Genomic DNA, 20,458 nt, shown 5'->3' on the forward strand with positions numbered 1-20,458 from the left:
GCTGCGGCTCGCCAGCGGCGAGCCGATGGCGATCGAGACCACCCACCTTTCGGCCAAACGCTTTCCGGCGCTGCGCCGTTCGCTGGTGAAGTACACCTCCCTCTACACCGCACTGGCGGAGGTGTACGACGTCCGGCTGGCCGAGGCCGAGGAGACCATCGAGACCTCGCTGGCCACCCCGCGCGAGGCCGGGCTGCTCGGTACGGACGTGGGCCTGCCGATGCTGATGCTCTCCCGGCACTCGATCGACGGACAGGGCGAACCGGTGGAGTGGGTGCGCTCGGTCTACCGGGGCGACCGGTACAAGTTCGTGGCGCGCCTGAAGCGGCCCACGGACTGAGTCCGCACCACCGGCCGGCCCCCGTGGAACGCATCACTCCACGGGGGCCTTTCGCGCGCCTTGGTGCGTACCAACCACCGTACGCCTGGCCGGATTTCGAGCGTGAGTACCTGCTCTGCCGACCGTTGCCGGACCGCAATACGGACAGGGGGTGACGGTGACCGGAAGCCTCCCCTAGATTTCCTGCGCATCACAAGGTGATCAGCGAGGGGACGGAGTCGCCGTATGCCAGCAGACACAGAAGGAAAACCACCGGCCGTCACACCGGTGCGAGTGGTGATCGCGCTCTGCCTCGTCGCGCCGTTCGTGGCGATGCTCTGGGTGAGTTCGTACGCGAAGGTGGACCCCACCTTCATCGGCATTCCGTTCTTCTACTGGTACCAGATGCTCTGGGTGCTCGTCTCCACCGCGCTCACGATGATCGCGTACAAGCTGTGGCAGCGTGACCAGCGCGCCCGCAAGGGAGGTGCGTCGGCATGAAGGACGGCGTGAACGGCGTCGCGCTCGGCGTCTTCATCTTCTTCTTCGTGGCCGTCACGGTCATGGGCTTCCTGGCCGCGCGCTGGCGCAGGGCCGAGAACGAGGCCAGCCTCGACGAATGGGGCCTGGGCGGACGGTCCTTCGGCACCTGGGTCACCTGGTTCCTGCTCGGCGGCGACCTGTACACCGCGTACACCTTCGTCGCCGTTCCCGCGCTGATCTACACGGCGGGCGCGGCGGGCTTCTTCGCCGTGCCGTACACGATCCTGGTGTACCCGCTGATCTTCACCTTCCTGCCGCGGCTGTGGTCGGTCTCGCACCGGCACGGCTACGTCACCACCTCGGACTTCGTCCGCGGGCGCTTCGGTTCGAAGGGCCTCTCGCTGGCGGTCGCGGTCACCGGCATCCTCGCCACGATGCCGTACATCGCGCTCCAGTTGGTCGGCATCCAGGCGGTGCTGGACGTGATGGGCGTCGGCGGCGGCGAGAACACCCACTGGTTCGTCAAGGACCTGCCGCTGCTGATCGCGTTCGCGGTGCTCGCCGCGTACACCTACTCGTCCGGGCTGCGCGCGCCCGCGCTCATCGCGTTCGTCAAGGACGGGCTGATCTACCTGGTCATCGCGGTGGCGATCATCTACATCCCGATCAAGCTCGGCGGCTTCGACGACATCTTCGCCAAGGCGGGCGAGGCGTTCTCGCAGAAGAACGAGGCGGCCGGAAAACCGGTGGCCGGACTCGCGCCCGGTGAGGCGGGCCAGTGGGGTTACGCCACCCTGGCGCTGGGCTCGGCACTGGCGCTGTTCATGTATCCGCACTCGATCACGGCGACGCTCTCCAGCCGCAGCCGCAACGTGATCCGGCGCAACACCACGATCCTGCCGCTGTATTCGCTGATGCTGGGTCTGCTGGCGCTGCTCGGTTTCATGGCCATCGCCGCCGGGATCAAGGTGGACAACGGTCAGCTGGCCATCCCGCAGCTGTTCGAGAACATGTTCCCGGACTGGTTCGCGGGCGTCGCGTTCGCCGCCATCGGCATCGGCGCGCTGGTGCCCGCCGCGATCATGTCGATCGCCGCGGCCAACCTGTTCACCCGCAACATCTACAAGGACTTCCTGAAGCCGGACGCGACCCCGGAACAGGAGACCAAGGTCTCCAAGCTGGTCTCGCTGCTGGTCAAGGTCGGCGCACTCGCCTTCGTCCTCACCATGGACAAGACGGTCGCGATCAACTTCCAGCTGCTCGGCGGCATCTGGATCCTCCAGACGATGCCGGCCCTGGTCGGCGGCCTGTTCACCCGCTGGTTCCACCGCTGGGCGCTGCTCGTGGGCTGGGCGGTCGGCATGGTGTACGGGACGGTGGCCGCGTACGGGGTCGCCAGCCCGACCCAGGCGCACTTCGGCGGCTCGTCCAAGGAGATCCCGGGGATCGGCGAGATCGGCTACATCGGCCTCACCGCGTTCGTGCTGAACGTGGTGGTGACGGTGGTGCTCACCTTTGTCCTGAACGCCCTGAAGGCACCCGCCGGGATCGACGAGACCTCCCCGTCCGACTACACCGCCGACGCGGGCGACCCGGGTGTCGCCACCGAGCTCCCGCCGGCCACCGCGGGGGCTCCGGGCGGCCACTGACGACCGTCGCCCACGGCCTTCCGGCGGCCCGTCGAGCCCCCTGCAACGGGGCGCGGCGGGCCGTCGGCGTGATCCGGCCGACCGGCCCGGGAAAGGGCCGCACGGCCCGTTCTGTGGGCCCGACTCGAACGCGCGACACAACATGTGGGGGCTGCCTCATCGGGCAGCCCCCACATGTATGCTCGTCCTCGCTGTCGCCGCAGGGGAATCCGGTGCGAATCCGGAACTGTCCCGCAACGGTGTATTCAGTGCGCTTTTGTGCACCCCCGAGTCAGTCCGATGACCTGCCGGCAGCGCATCCGGCTCGACCGAACCGGATGCCCAGACGTCCGGGCCTCGCGGTTGGGCCGGTGGACGCCGTGCGGAGTGCTGCCCTGCCCCGGGTGTGCTTCCGCAGGGCTGCCCCGTTCCCCGCCGGCCCCGAGCCGAGCGAGGGAGAGCACCACGTGACCATCGCGCCAGCCGATCCGGCTACAGTCGCCGCGTCCGCAGCAGCCGAGTCCGAGGCCGCCGCACAGGACGGACCGGGAACCGCACTGCTGCGGACCCTGACCGACCTGACCGCCGATCTGCCCGACACCGACCCCGGCCGGGTCGCCGCCGCCGCGCTGCGTGGCCGCAGCGCCCGGGCGGACGAGGCCGAGCTGCGGTCGCTGGCCACCGAGGCCGCCGCGGGGCTGATCTCCGAGGACCCCGCGTACTCCCGGCTCGCCGCCCGGCTGCTGACCCTCGCCATCGCGGACGAGGCGGCCGGCCAGGGCGCGGTCTCCTTCTCCGCCTCGGTCGCCGTCGGGCACCGCGAGGGCCTGATCGCGGACCGTACCGCCGCGTTCGTCGCCGCCCACGCGGCCGCCCTCGACGCGCTGGTGGAGCGCTCGCTCGCCGACGGCGCGGACGACCGCTTCGGCTACTTCGGGCTGCGGACCCTGCACAGCCGGTACCTGCTGCGCCACCCGCACACCCGTCAGGTCATCGAGACGCCCCAGCACTTCATGCTGCGGGTCGCGGCCGGGCTGGCCGAGGACGAGTCGCAGCGCGCCGTGGACGAAGTGGCGGCGCTGTACGGGCTGATGAGCCGGCTCGACTACCTGCCCTCCTCCCCCACGCTCTTCAACTCCGGCACCCGGCACCCGCAGATGTCCTCCTGCTACCTGCTGGACTCCCCGCTGGACGAGCTCGACTCGATCTACGACCGCTACCACCAGGTGGCGCGGCTCTCGAAGCACGCGGGCGGCATCGGTCTGTCGTACTCCCGCATCCGTTCCCGCGGTTCGCTGATCCGGGGCACCAACGGGCACTCCAACGGCATCGTGCCGTTCCTGAAGACGCTCGACGCCTCCGTCGCCGCGGTCAACCAGGGGGGCCGCCGCAAGGGCGCCGCCGCCGTCTACCTGGAGACCTGGCACGCGGACATCGAGGAGTTCCTGGAGCTGCGCGACAACACCGGTGAGGACCAGCGGCGTACGCACAACCTCAACCTGGCGCACTGGATCCCGGACGAGTTCATGCGCCGGGTCGACACGGACGGCGACTGGTCGCTGTTCTCGCCCGCCGACGTGCCCGAGCTGGTCGACCTGTGGGGCGACGAGTTCGACGCCGCGTACCGGGCCGCCGAGGCCAGGGGCCTGGCCCGCAAGTCGATGCCGGCGCGCGAACTGTACGGCCGGATGATGCGCACCCTCGCACAGACCGGCCAGGGCTGGATGACGTTCAAGGACGCCTCCAACCGGACCGCGAACCAGACCGCCGAGCCGGGCAGCGTCGTCCACTCGTCGAACCTGTGCACCGAGATCCTCGAAGTCACCGACGACGGCGAGACGGCGGTCTGCAACCTGGGCTCGGTCAACCTCGGCGCGTTCGTCGCCGACGGCGGGATCGACTGGGAGCGGCTGGACGCCACCGTCCGCACCGCCGTGACCTTCCTCGACCGGGTCGTCGACATCAACTTCTACCCGACCGAGCAGGCCGGCCGCTCCAACGCCAAGTGGCGCCCCGTGGGCCTGGGCGCCATGGGTCTCCAGGACGTCTTCTTCCAGCTGCGGCTGCCCTTCGACTCCCCCGAGGCGCGGGCGCTGTCCACGAGGATCTCCGAGCGGATCATGCTCGCCGCGTACGAGGCGTCCTGCGAGCTCGCCGAGCGTTCGGGTCCGCTGCCGGCCTGGTCGCAGACCCGGGCGGCGCGCGGGGTGCTGCACCCCGACCACTACGACACCGAGCTGAACTGGCCGGAGCGCTGGGACGCGCTGCGCGCCCGGGTCGCGAAGAGCGGGATGCGCAACTCGCTGCTGCTCGCCATCGCGCCGACCGCGACGATCGCCTCGATCGCGGGCGTGTACGAGTGCATCGAGCCGCAGGTCTCCAACCTCTTCAAGCGCGAGACGCTCAGCGGTGAGTTCCTCCAGGTCAACGCCTATCTGGTGGACGAGCTGAAGAAGCTCGGCGTGTGGGACGCGCGCACCCGGGAGGCGCTGCGCGAGGCCAGTGGCTCGGTGCAGGGATTCGCCTGGATCCCCGAGGACGTGCGGGCGCTGTACCGCACCGCGTGGGAGATCCCGCAGCGCGGCCTGATCGACATGGCGGCGGCCCGTACGCCGTTCCTGGACCAGAGCCAGTCGCTGAACCTGTTCCTGGAGACGCCGACGATCGGCAAGCTCTCCTCGATGTACGCGTACGCCTGGAAGCAGGGGCTGAAGACGACGTACTACCTGCGTTCTCGCCCGGCGACCCGGATCGCCCGCGCCGCCTCCGGCCAGACCGCGGCCGCCGCCCCCATTCCCGTACAGCAGGCCTCGGCGCCCGACGCGGACGCGATCGCCTGCTCCCTCGAAAACCCCGAGTCCTGCGAGGCCTGCCAGTAATGAGCTCCACCAACTCCGAAAAGAACCTGCTGGACCCGGGCTTCGAGCTGACCCTGCGGCCGATGCGCTACCCGGACTTCTACGAGCGCTACCGGGACGCGATCAAGAACACCTGGACGGTGGAGGAGGTCGACCTGCACTCCGACGTCGCCGATCTCGCCAAGCTGTCCCCCGGCGAGCAGCACATGATCGGCCGGCTGGTCGCGTTCTTCGCGACGGGTGACTCGATCGTCTCCAACAACCTCGTACTGACGCTGTACAAGCACATCAACTCCCCCGAGGCGCGGCTGTATCTGTCGCGGCAGCTCTTCGAGGAGGCCGTGCACGTCCAGTTCTATCTGACGCTGCTGGACACCTACCTGCCCGACCCGGACGACCGGGCGGCGGCGTTCGACGCGGTCGAGGAGATCCCTTCGATCCGTGAGAAGGCGCAGTTCTGCTTCAAGTGGATGGACTCGGTCGAGAAGATCGACCGGCTGGAGACGAAGGCCGACCGCCGCCGCTTCCTGCTGAACCTGATCTGCTTCGCGGCGTGCATCGAGGGGCTGTTCTTCTACGGCGCGTTCGCGTACGTCTACTGGTTCCGCTCGCGGGGTCTGCTGCACGGTCTCGCCACGGGCACCAACTGGGTGTTCCGTGACGAGACGATGCACATGAACTTCGCGTTCGAGGTCGTGGACACCGTCCGCAAGGAGGAGCCGGACCTCTTCGACGACGAGCTCCAGCAGCAGGTCACCGACATGCTGAAGGAGGCCGTGGCCGCGGAGCTGCAGTTCGGCCGCGATCTGTGCGGTGACGGGCTGCCCGGCATGAACACCGAGTCGATGCGGCAGTACCTGGAGTGCGTCGCCGACCAGCGGCTCACCCGCCTCGGCTTCCCGGCGGTCTACGGCTCGGAGAACCCGTTCTCGTTCATGGAGCTCCAGGGCGTCCAGGAGCTGACGAACTTCTTCGAGCGCCGGCCGTCCGCGTACCAGGTGGCGGTGGAGGGCTCGGTCGCCTTCGACGACGACTTCTAGATCTCTTCGGCTCCCTTTTCGGGGCTAGATCCTGGCCCAGCTTCTGAGGTAGGGGCGCCGCGCAGCCGTGACGGGCTGCGCGGCGCCCGTCGTTTGCGGGGGCCCGTCGCTCCGGGCCCGTTCCGCGGCTCGCAGCTCGCGGTCGATGCGGCGCTCGCGGGCGAGTCCGGCGAGGGCGGGCAGCAGGACGAGGGTGATGAGTGCGGCTGTGCCCAGGACGTTCGTGAATGTGTTCATGGCTCTACTCTCGTCCGCGCGGGCACATTGCGGCAGTGGCAGGACTGTCATGGAACATCGAATTACTGCCACACTGGCTCCATGCTGAAAAATGTCGCCGCTCTGCTGCTCGACGAGGTCCACCCCTTCGAACTGGGCGTGCTGTGCGAGGTCTTCGGCCTCGACCGCAGCGACGCGGGCCTGCCGGTCCACGATTTCGCCGTGGTCTCCGCCGAGGGTCCGCAGCTGCGGACCCATGCCGGCTTCACCATCAGCACGCCGCACGGCCTCGACCGCCTGGAGGAGGCCGATCTCATCGCCGTACCGGCCGGCAGCCACTTCATGGAACGCGAGTACCCGGAAGAGGTCCTCGGTGCCCTGCGCCGGGCCGTGGACCGGGGCGCCCGGGTGCTGAGCGTCTGCTCCGGCGCGTACGTCCTCGGCGCGGCCGGGCTGCTGGACGGGCGCCGCTGCACCACCCACTGGCGCCACGCGGCGGAGCTGGCCCGTCGCTTCCCCCGGGCCGTCGTCGAACCCGATGTGCTGTACGTGGACGACGGCCAGGTCATCACCTCGGCGGGCACGGCGGCCGGGATCGACGCCTGTCTGCATCTGGTCCGGCAGGCGTACGGCCCCGACACCGCCAACGCGATCGCCCGCCGGATGGTGGTGCCGCCGCACCGGGACGGCGGCCAGGCGCAGTACATCGAGCGGCCGCTGCCCCGCACGTCCTGCGACACCGTCGGCGAGACGCTGGTCTGGATGGAGCGCCATCTCGACCAGGAGATGACCGTCGAGCAGCTCGCCGCCCAGGCCCACATGTCGCCGCGCACCTTCGCCCGCCGCTTCCAGCAGGAGACGGGCACCACTCCGTACCGCTGGCTGCTGCGCCAGCGGGTGCTGCTGGCCCAGCACCTGCTGGAGACCTCCGACGAGACGGTGGACACGATCGCCGGGCGCACCGGCTTCGGGACCGCCGCCGCCCTGCGCCACCAGTTCGTGCGCTCCCTGGGCACCACGCCGAACACGTATCGCCGCACCTTCCGCGGCCCGGGCGCGATGACCGAAGTGGCCTGAGACATGGGGAAGGGCCCCTGGTCCGGACGGATTCCAGGGGCCCTTCGCCGTGCGCGGCAGGCGTCAGATGCCGCAGTTGGGCGCGGACCAGAAGTGGCTGGGGCCCTGGTTCACGTGGACGTGGTCGTTGTGGTCCGGGTAGCCCGGGCCGAGGATCCCGTTGAAGCCGTGGTTGCGGGCCTGCTGGGCCAGGGTGCAGAAGGCGATCCCGCCCAGGTCGGCCGCGTCGCCGTACAGATGGCGGCTGTTCGACGCCCCGCCGACCGCGCTGTTGCAGGAGGTGGAGCGGAAGCCGCTGTTGACGGTGATGGGGCGGTCACCGAGCGCGTGACGCAGCGCCTCCAGCTTCCACATGGTGCTCAGCGCGTTGGCCTTGGCCGTTCCCGCAGCGACGGCACCACCGGCCCAGGTGCTGTTGCAGTGGTTGAGCTCGGCGTACGTGAAGTGCGCCGGGGTGCAGTCGTTGTCCTGGAGCTCGTAGATCTTGGCCTGGGTGGCGGGGCCCGCGATGCCGTCGGCGGCCAGCCCGTAGGCGGCCTGGAAGCGCTTGACGGCGGCGGTGGTGGCCGGTCCGTAGGAGCCGTCGATGGCGAGTACGGAGTTGTAGCCGGGGTAGCCGGCCACCCGGATCTGGAGCTGGACGACGTCGTTGCCGGTGGCGCCGGGGGACATCGTGCGGGTCCAGGTGTAGCAGCCGTCGGCCTGTGCGGTGCCGGCGGTCACCACGGCACCACCCAAGGCGAAAGCCATGGTCATGACAAGACCGAGCAGGAGTCGTGCGGTTCGTCTGAGCATGTGGGGCTCCCCGCTGTGACGGAAGTGTGGTCAGAGAGCTTGTCGGACGAGTCGACGCGCGTCAACCACCCATGGATGAATGGCAGTTGACGTCCCTCCAGGGGCGAATGCGATGGGCCCGGACCCCTCGCGGGACGCGAGGGGTCCGGGGCCCGTCGGTGACGGCCGGGGGCGCGCTCAGTCGTTCGGCACGACCTCGTAGCGCGGCGTGTTCTCCGCCATCTGCCGCAGCGCGTCCTTGCGGTCCCGCTTCGAGAGCCGGTCGATGTACAGGTAGCCGTACAGGTGGTCCGTCTCGTGCTGGAGGCAGCGGGCGAAGTAGCCGTTGCCCCGGACCTTGACCGGGTTGCCCTTGGCGTCCTGGCCGCGGACCACCGCGTAGTCCGGGCGGGCCAGCGAGGCGTACGCCGTCGGCACGGAGAGGCAGCCCTCGTTGGAGTCGTCCAGGATCCGGTCCTCGGGCGCCAGCTCTTCGAGCACCGGGTTGCAGATGGCGCCCGTGTGCCGCACACCGTCGTCGTCCGGGCAGTCGTAGACGAAGACCTTGAGGTCGACACCGATCTGGTTGGCGGCCAGGCCGACGCCCTCCGCCGTCCGCTGGCTCGCGAACATGTCGTCGATCAGCCGGCCCAGCTCGTCGTCGAACTCGGTGACGTCCTTGCACTCCTTGTGGAGCACCGGGTTGCCCACGACCGTGATCGGACGGGAGGTACCGCGCTCGCGATGTGCCTCCTCGCGCGCCTCACAGTCCTCGGTGTCCACGACGAAACCCTCGTCGTCGACGCTGATCTGCTCGTCCGTCTCCTGCTGCGCCATCTCCGCCGTACGCCTTCCTCAAAACCTGAAACCCGGCCCTGGGCCCGAAGCCCGGCCCTACCTGAAACCCGGCCGTCCGACATGATCCGGGGCCCGGGCACCCGGGCACCGCGACCGGTGCCCGTACAGCCTACGGGCACCGGTCAGCAGACTTCTTCGAGATCCCGCCACTCGCGGCTGTCCGGGCTGTCCGCCACCCAGCCGTCCAGCAGACCGCGCACCAGCCCGGCCGGCGCCGCTATCCCGCACTCCCGCTCGGGCACCCACAGCTCACCGGCGGTGCGGTGGCCCAGCGGGCCCGGATGCCCCGGCTCGCTGTGGTCGTGCGGGTCGAGGTGCTCGCCGTCGCCCTCGTCGCTCTCCATCCGGCTCTCCGAACAGGCCCGGCAGAGCAGCCGTACGGAGGACGACCAGTCCTCGGCGGCGAACCCGGCGTCGGAGGCGAGCTGCTCCAGCGCGTCCCGGTCCGCCTCGGTGGCCGCTTCGAGCAGCACCACCCAGGTGGGCACCGGGGACGGCGCCCACAGCTCGATCTCGTCGAAGACGGGGTAGGAGGGCCCGGCCGCGGTGACCCGCTCGCCGTGCGGCACCCCGTCGTGCAGGACGACCTCGCCCCAGCGGCGGCCGGACGACGGCAGCGGGATGGAGAGCACCTCCATCCGGGCCGGATCGAGCCTGCGGCCCCAGACGACCTCGGCCTCGCCCTCCGGCGACAGCCGTACGGCGGCGCTGCCCAGCTCCATGCCGACCGGCTCGCTGTTGGCCGCCGAGGTGTGCTGGCCGGCGCCCGGCACCTTCAGGCCGTACGCCTGCCAGGCCCGGCGGGCCAGCGGCCAGTCCTGCAGCGCGGTGGCGGCGATCCCGACGTTCCACCAGTCGGGAGCCCCGGACTCCTTGTCGAGCAGCGCCACGGCCCGCAGGCCGGCGGCTCTCGCCTGTTCCCAGTCATGCCGGAACTTGTGCAGCAGCGCCAGGTTGAACCACGACTCGGAGAGCCAGGGTTCCAGATCCGCCGCACGTGTCAGCAGTGCGCCCGCGTCCTCGTACCGGCCGTCGCCGATCAGCGTGAACGCGCGGTCCGTGGCCTGCCGCCAAGAGGCGGAGGGCCGATGCCGTACCTTCCCGAAGATCCTCACGATTCCCGCCTGTCCCGACTGGACACCCTCGTTTTCCGCTCTTCTTCGCATCCAACCATGCCGGGCCGGACGCTCGCTCATTACCCATGGGTTACCCGGGCAGGACCGGGGCCGGACCGCCCCGGGCGAGGACCCTGGCCAGTGATTCCACGACTTCGGGCGAAAAGTCATGGGCGGTCCCGAGCCTGAGTTGTTCCAGCGCGCCCAGCGGCCCGATGAGACTTTCCCCGCACAGGTCGTCGTATGCGTTGACGGCCCTGACGATCCTGGCGGACAACGGCTGCTCGCGGTAGGGGTCGGCCTGCCGTTCCACGACGACGGCGACCTCGGGGTCCACCCCGGTCTGCCGGACCACCGCCCCGCCGAGCAGCGCGATGCGGCGCTGCTCGGCGGCCGGCAGGGTGGCGGTCGCCCCGTCCTGGACCGGGTCGACGAGCGAGAGCTGGCCGATGTCGTGCATCAGGGCGGCGTGCTCCAGCACGGTCAGCCGGTTCCCGGAGAGCCCCAGCTCACGGCCGACGGCCCGGCAGAGCACCGCGACCCGGCGGGCGTGCCCGTGCGGGGTGTACCCGGCGATCTCGGTGGACCTGGCGAGCGAGGCGATCGTCTGCCGGTAGGTGGTGCGCACCGCGACGAACCGGCGGAACGAGACATGGGTCAGCAGCAGCGGTACGCACAGGACCGGCAGCGCCCACAGCCCGGCGACGGCCACCCCGAGGGCCATCACGACCCCCGTCGCGCAGACCGCCGACCCGATGCCGAGGAGCCCGCGCAGCTCGTCCCGCAGCAGCGGCGGGTAGGGGTGGCGGGTGCGCGAGCGCAGCAGCAGGGCCGCGAGCACCGCGTCGCACAGCGCGGTCAGGACGAGGATCGCGAGCAGGAGGAGCACGTAGTACGGGCCCTCGCCGGACCAGCTCGCGTTGCGGCTGCTGTTGTACAGCGGCTGGAAGCACACGGCGGCGAAGGTGACGGTCAGGACGCGGCGGGCCACCTGGTCCGGGGCGGGCCCCGTGCCACGGGCCACATGGGGCACACAGGCGACGAGGTGCGCCGCGACGAGCACGGCGACCACCTGGAGGACACCGTGATGGGTGGATTCGCCGCCGCTGCGGCCGAGGAGTGCGTACGCGAGGGCTCCGGCGGCACCGAGCGGCGCGGGCTCCCGCTCGCCGGGCAGCGCGCCCCAGCGGGCCAGCTCACCGACGGTGATGAGCACCCCGAAGGCGAGGGCGTGGCCGGGGTCGTGGATACCGGTCCAGAGGGTGTGACCGAGCCCGGCGGCGGCGAGCAGGGCCGCGGCGGCGCGGACGGTGAGGACGGCGGAGGGCAGCCGGGTCCTGGCCCCGGATCCGGTCCAGACTCCGGCCCTGGCCCGGGTCCGGGTCATCCTCGGCGGTCCGCGGGCGACTGCGGAGCGGGTACCGGGGACTGCGGCGGCGGTACGTGGTCGAGCCCGCCGGACCGCCGCGGGGCCCCGGCCTCGGCATGCTCGCCCCGCGGCCTCGGGAAGCCGGGCTCGTCCGCCGTCCCGGCCGCCGTCACCGCCGACCAGCCGTGCCGTTCGAGTCCGCGCACCAGCGCCCGGACCATCTGCGGGTCGAACTGCGTGCCCGCGCACCGCTTCAGCTCCTCCAGCGCGGCCGGCACCGGCCGCCCCCGCCGGTAGGACCGGGTCGAGGTCATCGCGTCGAAGGCGTCCGCCACCGCGACGACCCGGGCGAACTCCGGGATCTCGCGCCCGCTGAGCCCGTACGGGTAGCCGCTGCCGTCCAGCCGTTCGTGATGGTGCAGGATCGCGGCCCGTGCCTCGCCGAGGAAGCCGATGCCGCGGACGATCTCGTGCCCGTACTCCGGATGCAGTTCGATCACCTGTCGTTCCTCCGGCGTGAGCGGACCGTCCTTGCGCAGCACCCGGGTGGGGACGCCGAGCTTGCCCACGTCGTGCAGGATGCCGGCGAACCGGACGACCTCCAGGCGGTCCTGGCCCATGCCCAGTTCGCGGGCGATGAGGACGGAGGCCCGCCCGACCCGTTCGCTGTGGCCCCGGGTGTAGGTGTCCTTGATGTCGACGGCCTGCACCAGCGCCCTGATGGTGGCGCGGTGCGCGGCGTGCTCGCGGTGGTACTGGGCGAAGACCCAGCAGGAGATGTACATCGGCAGCAGGACGATCAGCGCGGACAGCGGACCGTACGGGCCGCGCCACAGGACCGCCATCATCAGCCCCGCCAGTCCGTGCACCAGATGCGGCCCCAGCGAGCGGGGCAGCAGCCCGCTCCAGGCCCGCCGCAGGGGCAGCCGTTCGGCCGTCACCAGGATGGCGCCGTCCAGCGCGGTCAGTACGAGACTGAAGGCCAGGGCGGCGGCGCAGGCGGGCAGGATCGCGTAGGGCAGGTCGGGGAGAAGGCCGGGGCCGCCGAGCGTGGCGGTGCCGCCGAACAGTCCGTGGACGGACGAGGCGGCCCAGACCGTGAGGGCGAGCTGTGCGGCCCGCCAGACGCGCCGTGCGGTGAAGGGCGGCTGTTCGACCCGGCCGACGAGCGATCCGGGCACCGCGACGAGTGCGGCGGCGGCGGGCGGCAGCAGGAACGCGGCAGCCAGCAGCAAGGGAAAGAACGATCCGGCACGGATCGGCACGGAGCTTCCGAAGAAGGGGCAGCGCCCGGGGAGTTCACAGGCGAGATAGAGCCCGGTGAGCAGTGCGACGGTGATCCAGGGGGTTCCCGCGCCGCCACGCAGCGCGGGAAGCACACAGATCAGGGCACCCAGCGCGACCGCCGGAATGAACGTGCGCGCCGCCCCGCGTGTGGCTCTCACCCGCTCGGCCCGCCCCCCAACATGGTCAATGGAGGCGCCAGGCTAGCGAGTTGTGCGACCGGTCGAGCGTCAATGAGCCCGATTAGCACATTCGGGTGATTCGGTGGCGGCGGCCGGTAAGGTCCGGCCGCCGGGTGTCACTCCTTGGCGGCGGTCGGCTGTCCGCTCTCGGCCGCCGTCACGTCCTGCTCGGGCACGGCCTGCCCCGAGCGGATCAGATCGATCCGCCCCATCACCTTGGACCGCAGGTCACTCGGCACGTCGTCCTGGCCGCAGCACCGCTTCACCAGCTTCTTGACGGCCTGCTCCAGGCCGTACTTCTCCAGGCACGGGGAGCACTCCTCGAAGTGCACCTCGAACTTGGTGCAGTCGCTGTCGGGCATCTCGTGGTCGAGGAACTCGTAGAGATGATCGAGGACTTCCGAGCAGTCCGTCTCGTGCGGCTCTCCGCAGCTCATGAGCCCGAGCCTTTCCGATCGTCCGACTCTCCGGCACCGGCCGGGACGAGCCCGCGGTCACGGGCGTAGTCCTCCAGCATGCCGCGCAGCTGGCGGCGGCCCCGGTGCAGTCGGGACATCACCGTACCGATGGGAGTCCCCATGATGTCCGCGATCTCCTTGTAGGCAAAGCCCTCGACATCGGCGAGATACACGGCGATGCGGAACTCTTCGGGGATCGCCTGCAGAGCGGACTTCACGTCCGAGTCGGGCAGGTGGTCGAGCGCCTGCGACTCGGCGGAACGCAGACCGGTCGACATGTGCGACTCGGCGCGCGCCAGCTGCCAGTCCTCGATCTCCTCGGCGGCGCTGCGCTGGGGTTCGCGCTGCTTCTTGCGGTACGAGTTGATGAACGTATTGGTGAGGATGCGGTACATCCACGCCTTGAGGTTGGTGCCCTCACGGAACTGGTGGAAGGAGCCGTACGCCTTGGCATACGTCTCCTGGACCAGGTCCTCGGCGTCCGCGGGATTGCGCGTCATGCGCAGCGCGGCCGAGTACATCTGGTCGAGGAAACCGAGCGCGTCCCGCTCGAAGCGCGCGTTGCGCTCGGCGGACGTCTCCTGTGCGCGGCCGTCGTCGGTCCCTGTGTCGGTCCCAGTGACCGGACCCACCTCCTCCAACGCTGTGGCGGAGCCGAAACCGGACCCGCTCGAATCGGAGAATAGTCGACCTTGCTTCGAGACGGGCTGTCGATCCGATCCGCCCTGGGCCCGCTCGGGAGTGGTCCTGGCCGCGTGCAGCACCGTCCACTCCAGGTCAGCGGCGTTCGAGCGGCGCGGGCAGATGGTCGAACCCATGCGACGGACTCCCTCTCCACGTACGACGTTGATGTACCGATGACACCGACAACAGTGGCCCCTCGCCCAACATTCCCGGGGTGTACGTCACACGAGGGCGGACAGCCATCCGGTCACCGCGCCGGTGAGGATCTCCATCGCCTCGTCCTGGCTCGGCCCGGCCTTCTTCGGGACGGCGAACCCGTGGTCGGCGTGCGGAACTTCGGCCAGCCGGTACTCCCCCGGAGGGAATTCGGCGGGCCGCCCGAACGGGTCGTGGCCGCCCTGCACGACGAGCGTCGGCACCCCGGAGCCGAGCAGTTCGTCCGCGCGGGACTTCTCCGGCCGGCCCGGTGGGTGCAGCGGGAAGCTCAGCGCGAGCACGGCGTGGGCGCCGAGCTCCGCGGCGGTCCGGCAGGCCACCCGGGCCCCGGCGCTCCGCCCGCCCGCGACGACGGGCGGTCCGGCGGCGGTGAGCGCGGGCCACAGCCCCCGCCACCCGGTGTCCAGGGTCTTCGGGGCGGGCGCGAGCCGCTTCCCGGCGACCCGCCACGGCTGCTCCACCAGGGCGACGGTCACCCCGTGGGCGGGCAGCGCGGCGGCCAGGGCCCGCAGGTCGCGGGCCTCGATGCCGCCGCCCGCGCCATGGCCGAGGGCGAGCACCAGGCGGGCTCTCGCCGCCTTCGTCGTACCGGTCGCCGGGAACCAGGTGATCCTGGCCGGCCCGGCATCGGTGTCGACCGTTTCCGCGGTCCCGGCCCCGGGGCCCTTCTCTGCAGTAGTCACGTGCCCCATCCTCCCCGCAGGGCACTCAGAAGAGGGTGCCCACTTCCGGCGCGGCCAGTTCTTCCAGCAGTTCGGGTCCGTTGTTGCGGACGTTGCTGACGGCCGTGGCCACCGGGTAGGCCCGCATCAGCCCGCCCTGCGGCGGGGCGAGCAGCGCCTTCAGCTCCTCGACGTCGGTGCGCGAGGGGTCGAGCCAGTCGTCCCAGCGGTCCGGGGTCAGCATCAGCGGCATCCGGGGGTGGATGGCGGCGAGCGTGGCCGGGCCGTCCGCGGGGGCGACGGCGAGCGGGGTGGTCTCCGCCTCGGTGGTGATCACCGTGCACGTCACCCACCAGGCCATCGGGTGGTCGTCGGGCAGGGTCCGGTCGCGCCAGAACTCGTACAGCCCGGCCATCGCGAAGACCGATCCGTCGGCGGGCGTCACGAAGTACGGCTGCTTGCGCGGGCGCTTCTTCTTCCCCTTCTCCTCCAGCTGCCGTTCGTCCGCGCCGGTGACCCACTCGTAGTAGCCGTCGGCGGGCAGGATGCAGCGCCGGGAGACGAAGGGACGGCGGAAGGACGGCTTCTCGTGGACGGTCTCCGCGCGGGCGTTGATCATCCGCGCCGCGCCCTCCGGGGACTTCGCCCAGGACGGTACGAGTCCCCATTTCAGGGCGCGCATCTGACGAACCGGACGCTGGTCGTCTGCGTCTTTCACAGGACGCTCCAGTACGGCGTAGACCTCCTTGGTGGGCGCCACGTTCCAATCGGGCGCCAGGGCCTCGGCCGGCTCCCACTTCTCGACCTGGAAGAGTCCGGTCAGGTCCTCGGGCCGCCGACTCGCTGAATACCGTCCGCACATGAGTGCCAGACTGCCACGACCGCCACACCGGCAGGACGCCGATACCGCAAGCCGACACCGCAAGGAGCCGCCCACACCATGGACAGCACCGAACTGGGCAATCTGTGGGACCGCGTGTTCGGCACCCAGCCGGCCCCCGAGCAGTGGCTGGTGGTGGTGACCGGCACGCTCGCGCTGATCGCCGTCGTGCCGAACCCGCTCTGGCGGCTGACCCGCAACGCGATCACCATCGCGCACGAGGGCGGTCACGGGCTGATCGCGCTGCTCACCGGCCGGCAGCTGTCCGGCATCCGGCTGCACTCGGACACCAGCGGCCTGACCGTCAGCCGCGGCAAGCCGACCGGCATCGGCATGATCCTCACCGCGGCCGCCGGCTACACCGCCCCGCCGCTGCTGGGCCTGGGCGGCGCGTGGCTGCTGGTCGACGGCCGGATCACGCTGCTGCTGTGGGTGGCCACCGCCCTGCTCGCGGTGATGCTGGTGATGATCCGCAACGTCTACGGGGCACTGACGGTGATCCTCACCGGCTCGGCCTTCCTGCTGGTGTCCTGGCTGGCCTCACCCGCCTGGCAGTCGCTGTTCGCGTACACCGTGGTCTGGTTCCTGCTGCTCGGCGGCGTGCGCCCGGCCTTCGAGCTCCAGTCCAAGCGGCGGCACGGCGGTGCGCCGGACTCGGACGCGGACCAGCTGTCGCGGCTGACGGACGTACCGGCCGCGCTCTGGCTCTTCCTCTTCCACGCGGTGTCGCTCTGCTCGCTGATCGGCGGCGGGCGCTGGCTGCTCGGTATGTGAGGCATACGGGGGCCGGCGGCGTCCGGTGACGGCGGCCACGCCCGCCGGACGGCTCCGACGGCTCCGGCCGAGGCCGTTAAAGTGAGTTCCATGACCGAAAGCTCCGTGCACCCCGCTCTCTGGCCCGCCCCGCATGCGACGGGGGCGGTCGACGCGACCGTCACCGTGCCCGGATCGAAGTCGGTCACCAACCGCGCGCTCGTGCTCGCCGCGCTCGCCGCCGAGCCCGGCTGGCTGCGCCGCCCGCTGCGCTCCCGCGACACCCTGCTGATGGCCGAGGCGCTGCGTTCGATGGGCGTCGGCATCGAGGAGGGCGTCGGCCCGGACGGCTCCGGCGAGGCCTGGCGGGTCATCCCGGCCGGGCTGCACGGCCCCACCACGGTCGACGTCGGCAACGCCGGCACGGTCATGCGCTTCCTGCCGCCGGTCGCGACCCTGGCCGACGGCCCGGTCCGCTTCGACGGCGACCCGCGTTCGTACGAGCGCCCGCTGACCGGTGTGATCGACGCGCTGCGGGTGCTCGGTGCCCGGATCGACGACGAGGGGCGCGGCTCGCTCCCGATGACCGTGCACGGCAGCGGTGCGCTGGACGGCGGTCCGGTGGCGATCGACGCCTCCTCGTCCTCCCAGTTCGTCTCGGCGCTGCTGCTGTCGGCACCGCGCTTCAACCAGGGGGTGGAGGTGCGTCACACCGGCGCCCGGCTCCCCTCCATGCCGCACATCCGGATGACCGTCGACATGCTGCGGGCGGTCGGCGCGCAGGTCGACGAGCCGGAGACGGGCGGCGAGCCGAACGTCTGGCGGGTCTCCCATTCCGCCCTGCTCGGCCGTGACCTGACCATCGAGCCCGACCTCTCCAACGCCCAGCCCTTCCTGGCTGCCGCGCTGGTCACCGGCGGACGGGTCACCGTCCCGGGCTGGCCCGAGCACACCACCCAGCCGGGCGACGCGCTGCGGGAGATCTTCACCGCGATGGGCGGCAGCTGCGAGCTGACCGAGCGCGGTCTCACGTTCACCGGCTCGGGCCGGATCCACGGCATCGACGTCGACCTCGGCGAGGTCGGCGAGCTGACCCCGGGCATCGCGGCGGTCGCGGCCCTGGCGGACTCGCCGTCCACCCTGAGCGGCGTCGCCCATCTGCGGCTGCACGAGACGGACCGGCTGGCCGCGCTCACCAAGGAGATCAACGAGCTGGGCGGCGATGTCACCGAGACCGCCGACGGCCTCCACATCCGGCCCCGGCCGCTGCACGGCGGTACGTTCCATACGTACGACGACCACCGGATGGCGACCGCGGGGTCGATCATCGGCCTCGCCGTACCCGGAGTGGAGATCGAGAACGTGGCGACGACCGCCAAGACCCTGCCGGACTTCCCGCAGATGTGGACCGGAATGCTCGGGGCCTGAGACATGCGCCGCTACGGCAAGAACCCCGACGAGGACGACATCCGGTTCCGCCCCAACCCGAAGGGCAACCGGCCTCGCACCCATACCCGCCCGAAGCACGAGGACGCCGAGGAGGGCATGGTCCTCACCGTCGACCGGGGCCGCCTCACCTGCCTCGTCGACGGCCGTACGGTCATGGCGATGAAGGCCCGCGAGCTGGGCCGGAAGGCCGCCGTGGTGGGTGACACCGTCTCCATCGTCGGTGATCTCTCCGGCGACAAGGACACCCTCGCCCGCATCGTCCGCATCGGTGAGCGCCGCTCGGTGCTGCGCCGGACCGCGGACGACGACGACCCGTTCGAGCGGGTGGTCGTCGCCAACGCGGACCAGCTGGCGATCGTCACCGCCCTCGCCGATCCGGAACCCCGGCCGAGGATGATCGACCGCTGCCTGGTCGCGGCGTACGACGGCGGACTCTCCCCTCTCCTCGTCCTCACCAAGTCAGATCTGGCCTCCCCGGACAAGCTGCTGGAGGCGTACACCCCGCTGGGCGTCCCGTTCATCGTGACCAGCCGCGAGGAGCTGGAGAACGGCGACGCGGCCGAGCGGGTCCGCGAGCAGTTGCACGACCGGGTCACCGCCTTCGTCGGGCACTCCGGCGTCGGCAAGACCACGCTGGTCAACGCGCTGGTGCCGAAGGACCGCCGGCGTACGACGGGCGTGGTCAACGCGGTCACCGGGCGCGGCCGGCACACCACCACATCGGCGCTGGCGCTGCCGCTGCCCGACTACCGGGGCTGGGTGATCGACACCCCCGGGGTGCGCTCCTTCGGGCTCAACCACATCGACCCGTCCCGGGTCATCCACGCGTTCCCGGACCTGGAGCCGGGCACCGAGGAGTGCCCGCGCGGCTGCACCCACGACAGCCAGGCGCCGGAATGCGCCCTGGCCGCCTGGGTGGCGGACGGCCACGCCGATCCGGCCCGGCTGGACTCGCTGCACCGGCTGCTCTCCACCCGGGAGCGGCGCGAAGGCGACTGACCGGGGCACGTTTGCGATCTGCTGTCACCGGTAAGTGCATAATCACATTCAGTGTGGCAAGGCGGTCACCGACGTGGGAGGGCACTGACGATGGCGTGGCTGCTGGTCGTGGTCGCAGGACTTCTGGAGACCGGCTTCGCCGTCTGTCTGAAGCTCTCGCACGGCTTCACCCGGCTCTGGCCGACCATCGCCTTCTGCATCTTCGCCCTCGGCAGCTTCGGTCTGCTGACAATGTCGCTGAAGAAGCTCGACGTGGGCCCCGCCTACGCCGTGTGGACGGGCATCGGCGCGGCGGGCACCGCGATCTACGGCATGGTCTTCCTCGACGACGTGGTCTCCACGCTCAAGCTGGTGTCGATCTCCCTGGTGATCCTCGGGGTGATCGGGCTCCAGTTGTCGGGCTCGTCCCACTGACCGCGTCCGGCGCCCGCGCCACCACGTGGCGCACCAGCGGCGCCGGCTCTCCCCCGGCCCCCGACGGGGCGGGCACCAGCGCGTAGCTCAGGGCGAGCCGCAGTGCGATCTCGCAGGTCACGGCGAGGGCTTCCGGGTCGTGCGGCGGCCGTTCCCCGTCGAGGGCGGCCACCGCGCGTTCGCCGGCCCGGCGGAGCAGTTCGGCGGGGGTCGGCGGGGCGGGATCGGCGCTCCGGGGGCCGGGCAACGGATCCGGGCATCCGGCCACGAGGGGGCCCGGGCGGGGTAACCGCTCGTTCCAGCAGCCGGTGAGCAACGCCTTGACCAGTACGTTCGTCCGTACGGCCCGGACGGTCCAGGCGGCGGTGGCGGCCAGCCTGTCCGCTGTACCGCCGGCCGTTCCCAGCGCGCGCTCGACCCCGGCCAGATAGCCGTCCACGGCGTCCCGCACCAGGGCACGGGCCAGGCCGTCCTTGCCGCCGAACTCGTTGTGGAGGGTCTGCCGGGAGACCCCGGCGGCGGATGCCACGTCGACCATGCGCACCGATGTCCAGGGCAGGGTCGCCAGCGCCGAGAGGGCGGCGTCCAGCAGTACTTCCCGCGCTGTGGGCATCGTCGCCTCCCGCGCCGAGGGCTCCGCGTCCCAGCGTCGGCGCGGCCCCGGGGACTGTCAATGGTCCGCGCGGCTCCGGGGCACGCGGCTCCCGGGGCGTGTGGCTCTGTTCACCTTCGGTCGATAC

21 protein-coding genes and 1 riboswitch are annotated in these 20,458 nt (G+C 71.2%); of the genes, 10 read left to right on the forward strand and 11 right to left on the reverse strand.

What is annotated here, in order from left to right:
* From EES42_RS02775 to EES42_RS02795, 5 genes are all read left to right on the forward strand, one after another.
* The coding region (locus tag EES42_RS02775; RefSeq protein WP_124717379.1) for a GntR family transcriptional regulator at positions 1-340 on the forward strand (340 nt) is incomplete at its 5' end.
* Positions 341-565: 225 nt separating this feature from the next.
* The gene (locus EES42_RS02780; protein WP_124716475.1) at positions 566-820 is read left to right on the forward strand and encodes a DUF3311 domain-containing protein; all 255 of its coding nucleotides are present in this window, start codon (positions 566-568) and stop codon (positions 818-820) included.
* Positions 817-2,451 (forward strand): monocarboxylate uptake permease MctP, encoded by a 1,635-nt coding sequence (locus EES42_RS02785; protein WP_124716476.1) that lies wholly within the window; start codon positions 817-819, stop codon positions 2,449-2,451. The genes EES42_RS02780 and EES42_RS02785 overlap by 4 nt, the downstream gene beginning before the upstream one ends.
* Positions 2,452-2,616: 165 nt before the next feature.
* A riboswitch (cobalamin riboswitch) is annotated at positions 2,617-2,758 on the forward strand.
* 139 nt (positions 2,759-2,897) lie between these two features.
* Positions 2,898-5,309: a ribonucleoside-diphosphate reductase subunit alpha gene (locus tag EES42_RS02790; protein WP_124716477.1), complete on the forward strand. Its 2,412-nt coding sequence runs from the start codon at positions 2,898-2,900 to the stop codon at positions 5,307-5,309.
* Positions 5,309-6,328: a ribonucleotide-diphosphate reductase subunit beta gene (locus tag EES42_RS02795; protein ID WP_124716478.1), complete on the forward strand. Its 1,020-nt coding sequence runs from the start codon at positions 5,309-5,311 to the stop codon at positions 6,326-6,328. The genes EES42_RS02790 and EES42_RS02795 overlap by 1 nt, the downstream gene beginning before the upstream one ends.
* A 24-nt stretch (positions 6,329-6,352) precedes the next feature.
* On the opposite strand, the gene EES42_RS02800 is transcribed toward EES42_RS02795, so the two are convergent.
* The gene (locus EES42_RS02800) at positions 6,353-6,565 is read right to left on the reverse strand and encodes a hypothetical protein (RefSeq protein WP_124716479.1); all 213 of its coding nucleotides are present in this window, start codon (positions 6,563-6,565) and stop codon (positions 6,353-6,355) included.
* 81 nt (positions 6,566-6,646) lie between these two features.
* Here EES42_RS02800 and EES42_RS02805 point away from each other — a divergent pair, with 81 nt between their 5' ends.
* Positions 6,647-7,621, forward strand: a complete 975-nt coding sequence (locus tag EES42_RS02805) for a GlxA family transcriptional regulator (RefSeq protein ID WP_124716480.1) — start codon at positions 6,647-6,649, stop codon at positions 7,619-7,621.
* A 63-nt stretch (positions 7,622-7,684) separates the two neighbouring features.
* Here the strand turns inward: EES42_RS02805 and EES42_RS02810 are convergent, their stop codons facing one another.
* The 9 genes from EES42_RS02810 to EES42_RS02850 form a co-directional block, all read right to left on the reverse strand.
* Entirely contained in the window at positions 7,685-8,416 is a 732-nt protein-coding gene (locus EES42_RS02810) for a D-Ala-D-Ala carboxypeptidase family metallohydrolase (protein WP_124716481.1), read from the reverse strand.
* A 177-nt stretch (positions 8,417-8,593) separates the two neighbouring features.
* Positions 8,594-9,232 carry a peptide deformylase gene (gene def, locus EES42_RS02815; RefSeq protein ID WP_124716482.1) on the reverse strand — a complete coding sequence of 213 codons (639 nt, stop codon included), beginning with the start codon at positions 9,230-9,232 and terminating at the stop codon, positions 8,594-8,596.
* 143 nt (positions 9,233-9,375) lie between these two features.
* The gene (locus EES42_RS02820; RefSeq protein ID WP_072483827.1) at positions 9,376-10,368 is read right to left on the reverse strand and encodes a tetratricopeptide repeat protein; all 993 of its coding nucleotides are present in this window, start codon (positions 10,366-10,368) and stop codon (positions 9,376-9,378) included.
* Positions 10,369-10,459: 91 nt separating this feature from the next.
* Positions 10,460-11,755 carry an HD-GYP domain-containing protein gene (locus EES42_RS02825; RefSeq protein ID WP_241196213.1) on the reverse strand — a complete coding sequence of 432 codons (1,296 nt, stop codon included), beginning with the start codon at positions 11,753-11,755 and terminating at the stop codon, positions 10,460-10,462.
* The gene (locus tag EES42_RS02830; protein ID WP_124716483.1) at positions 11,752-13,182 is read right to left on the reverse strand and encodes an HD-GYP domain-containing protein; all 1,431 of its coding nucleotides are present in this window, start codon (positions 13,180-13,182) and stop codon (positions 11,752-11,754) included. Before EES42_RS02830 ends, EES42_RS02825 begins: the two co-directional genes overlap by 4 nt.
* Positions 13,183-13,319: 137 nt before the next feature.
* Entirely contained in the window at positions 13,320-13,640 is a 321-nt protein-coding gene (gene rsrA / locus EES42_RS02835) for a mycothiol system anti-sigma-R factor (protein ID WP_124716484.1), read from the reverse strand.
* Entirely contained in the window at positions 13,637-14,293 is a 657-nt protein-coding gene (locus tag EES42_RS02840; protein WP_206433347.1) for a sigma-70 family RNA polymerase sigma factor, read from the reverse strand. Before EES42_RS02840 ends, rsrA begins: the two co-directional genes overlap by 4 nt.
* Before the next feature lie 273 nt (positions 14,294-14,566).
* Positions 14,567-15,244 (reverse strand): alpha/beta hydrolase family protein, encoded by a 678-nt coding sequence (locus EES42_RS02845; RefSeq protein WP_241196214.1) that lies wholly within the window; start codon positions 15,242-15,244, stop codon positions 14,567-14,569.
* Between the two features lie 25 nt (positions 15,245-15,269).
* The gene (locus EES42_RS02850; RefSeq protein WP_124716487.1) at positions 15,270-16,085 is read right to left on the reverse strand and encodes an SOS response-associated peptidase; all 816 of its coding nucleotides are present in this window, start codon (positions 16,083-16,085) and stop codon (positions 15,270-15,272) included.
* A gap of 78 nt (positions 16,086-16,163) precedes the next feature.
* On the opposite strand from EES42_RS02850, the gene EES42_RS02855 reads away from it, so the two are divergent.
* The 4 genes from EES42_RS02855 to EES42_RS02870 all read left to right on the forward strand — a co-directional run bounded on the left by EES42_RS02855 (position 16,164) and on the right by EES42_RS02870 (position 19,718).
* On the forward strand, positions 16,164-16,877 hold the full coding sequence (locus EES42_RS02855) for a M50 family metallopeptidase (protein WP_124716488.1): 714 nt from the start codon (positions 16,164-16,166) through the stop codon (positions 16,875-16,877).
* A gap of 90 nt (positions 16,878-16,967) precedes the next feature.
* On the forward strand, positions 16,968-18,284 hold the full coding sequence (gene aroA, locus EES42_RS02860) for a 3-phosphoshikimate 1-carboxyvinyltransferase (protein WP_124716489.1): 1,317 nt from the start codon (positions 16,968-16,970) through the stop codon (positions 18,282-18,284).
* 3 nt (positions 18,285-18,287) lie between these two features.
* On the forward strand, positions 18,288-19,304 hold the full coding sequence (gene rsgA / locus EES42_RS02865) for a ribosome small subunit-dependent GTPase A (RefSeq protein ID WP_124716490.1): 1,017 nt from the start codon (positions 18,288-18,290) through the stop codon (positions 19,302-19,304).
* Between the two features lie 90 nt (positions 19,305-19,394).
* Positions 19,395-19,718 carry a DMT family transporter gene (locus EES42_RS02870; RefSeq protein ID WP_124716491.1) on the forward strand — a complete coding sequence of 108 codons (324 nt, stop codon included), beginning with the start codon at positions 19,395-19,397 and terminating at the stop codon, positions 19,716-19,718.
* Here the strand turns inward: EES42_RS02870 and EES42_RS02875 are convergent.
* A complete protein-coding gene (locus tag EES42_RS02875) occupies positions 19,648-20,331 on the reverse strand; it encodes a TetR/AcrR family transcriptional regulator (RefSeq protein ID WP_124716492.1) in 684 nt (227 codons plus the stop codon). The genes EES42_RS02870 and EES42_RS02875 overlap by 71 nt on opposite strands.
* Positions 20,332-20,458 lie beyond the last annotated feature (127 nt).

The organism is Streptomyces sp. ADI95-17 (assembly GCF_003846175.1).
Classification (GTDB): domain Bacteria; phylum Actinomycetota; class Actinomycetes; order Streptomycetales; family Streptomycetaceae; genus Streptomyces; species Streptomyces sanglieri.